The sequence below is a fragment of the Paenarthrobacter sp. NPDC058040 genome (assembly GCF_042885775.1).
Lineage (GTDB): Bacteria > Actinomycetota > Actinomycetes > Actinomycetales > Micrococcaceae > Arthrobacter.
Genome location: NZ_JBHVRN010000045.1, coordinates 1 through 1837 on the forward strand (window position 1 = coordinate 1; position 1837 = coordinate 1837).

4 protein-coding genes are annotated in these 1837 nt (G+C 61.0%); 2 read left to right on the plus strand and 2 right to left on the minus strand.

The genetic code is table 11. The features are described from left to right. The coding region (locus ACFVSJ_RS24390; protein ID WP_387439699.1) for a hypothetical protein at positions 1 to 418 on the plus strand (418 nt) is incomplete at its 5' end. Positions 419 to 499: 81 nt separating this feature from the next. Here the strand turns inward: ACFVSJ_RS24390 and ACFVSJ_RS24395 are convergent. Together ACFVSJ_RS24395 and ACFVSJ_RS24400 are read right to left on the minus strand one after the other, a co-directional pair. Beyond that, positions 500 to 847: a hypothetical protein gene (locus ACFVSJ_RS24395; RefSeq protein WP_387439700.1), complete on the minus strand. Its 348-nt coding sequence runs from the start codon at positions 845 to 847 to the stop codon at positions 500 to 502. Continuing rightward, a complete protein-coding gene (locus ACFVSJ_RS24400; RefSeq protein WP_387439701.1) occupies positions 847 to 1326 on the minus strand; it encodes a sigma-70 family RNA polymerase sigma factor in 480 nt (159 codons plus the stop codon). The genes ACFVSJ_RS24395 and ACFVSJ_RS24400 overlap by 1 nt, the downstream gene beginning before the upstream one ends. Before the next feature lie 30 nt (positions 1327 to 1356). On the opposite strand from ACFVSJ_RS24400, the gene ACFVSJ_RS24405 reads away from it, so the two are divergent. Beyond that, a complete protein-coding gene (locus tag ACFVSJ_RS24405) occupies positions 1357 to 1734 on the plus strand; it encodes a nuclear transport factor 2 family protein (protein WP_387439702.1) in 378 nt (125 codons plus the stop codon). Positions 1735 to 1837: the final 103 nt, after the last annotated feature.

The following is a 1837-nucleotide window of genomic DNA, read 5'->3' on the forward strand; positions in this document are numbered from 1 at the left end:
CGAAACACAACCACCCCCACCGGAAATCACGGCAAAAACGGCTGCAAATCTGAAACCAGCTGAAAACCAAACCACCACACACGGGGGTGCGCGATGGCTCGGCAATAAATTTCAACCAATTGGTAAAACAATCGGTATCAACAAACTTGGCACACTATTGAGTTCTCAAACAACAGACCCCCCAAAACATCACCCCAGGAAACACCACACACAGCAGCGCAACCACCAAGGGCCATTGGAAAAGAAGAGTTATTTTGGCCGCCAACCCGAACCGTACACACCTTCCGGCTTTCCGTTTCGCTCCCGGCGACTCAGAAAACAATACACGCCCCAACACCCCAACGCAAATCCACCGCTGAAGGCGGTCTCCACGGCATACTTCGGCCAGCAGGTTCGGCGCTGCATACCCTCGTCGTAGGTACCGGATTCCCCTTGTCCCGGTCACAAAAAGGCGACCATCCGCCGTCTCACATCCAGCGGTGGCCTGCAATCGACGCAGCTACTCCAGGACGTCCGGCATCCCGAACTGTCTGTGAAGTCCGTCGTCGAGAAACCGCACCATGGAGGCGATCTTCCCACCGCCCGGGTCAGGCTCGATCACCAAGAGACCACGTGCCTGTCCCTGCAAGTAGCAAACGAATGCCGGCCGACGGCCGGCCTGGGTCCTGACCAGGACGTAGCTCCCACCCGGTCGGCCAGCGGCGCTGGCTCTCAGGAAGGTTCCGACGGCGGAGCGGCCCACGTAGCGCTGCGTAGCCGGCGGCATCGCGAGCCAACTCGCATCGGTAAGCAACTCCACGACGGCGTCGACGTCGTCGTGAGCAAACGCGTCGGCGAACTTACGCACTACCGGATCGTTGTCGGCCGTTTACCCATTGGTTCGGACATCGGAGTCACGGCCCGTGCACGCTGAAGCAGCCCCTTGGCCGCCGTCGAACTTGTGCCGAGCATTACCGCCGCCTCGGACACCGAAAAGTCCAAGACATCACAGAGGACCAGCGCCGCGGCCTGGCGCGGCGGCAAGTGCTGGAGGACGACGACGAACGCCAGCTCGATGCTTTCAAGGGCAACGGCCTGCTCAGCCGGGTCGAGCTCAGCGAGCAGGGCATCCGGGTAGGGCTGCAGGTGCGGCAGATCGAAACTGTCCGTTGGCGCTGGGGGCTCAAACGGCGGAGTCGGTTTGATGAAGGGTCGACGACGACGATCGCGTATGGCGTTGAGCGAACGAGTGGTTGCGATCCGGTAAAGCCACGTCCGGATCGACGACCTCCCAACGAAGCCAGGCAAACCCTTCCAGGCTGCGAGCATGACCTCCTGCAGCTTCACAGGTGTAACCCTGAATGAAAGGACAAGGACATGGCCCAAGAAGAATCGGCAGCTGTTGATGTTGCGAAGGCTTACCACCGCGTGTGGACCACTGGCGACCTGGAAACTGCGGCGAGGTATTTGGCGGACGACATTGTCTGCCACACGCCAGCTGGAACGCTGGCTGGCACTACAGCCGTTCGAGCCTTCATGGCTCCGTTCGCTGCCACACTGACAGGATCGCGGCTCCTCGCAGCGCACGGAAACGGGAGCGAGGCGTTGCTCATGTATGACACGGCCAGCGCCGCTGTTCCCAGTGCGCCGGGAGCCGAATTCTACAGAGTCCGGGATGGCCGGATTACGCAGATCCATATCGTCTTTGACCGGCTTCCCTTCGCACTTGCGCGTGGCGAGGTTATCCGGGTTTGAGCGGTGGTTGGTGTTAAATGGCGGGAGCCCCGACCGTCGTGGTCGGGGCTCCCGTTGTAATTAGTGTCCGGCGGTGTCCTACTCTCCCACACCCTCCCGGGTG

Excerpts from the sequence above, each read along its gene's own strand:
- ACFVSJ_RS24405 (WP_387439702.1), top strand. The coding sequence starts at position 1,357 with ATGGCCCAAGAAGAATCGGCAGCTGTTGATGTTGCGAAGGCTTACCAC.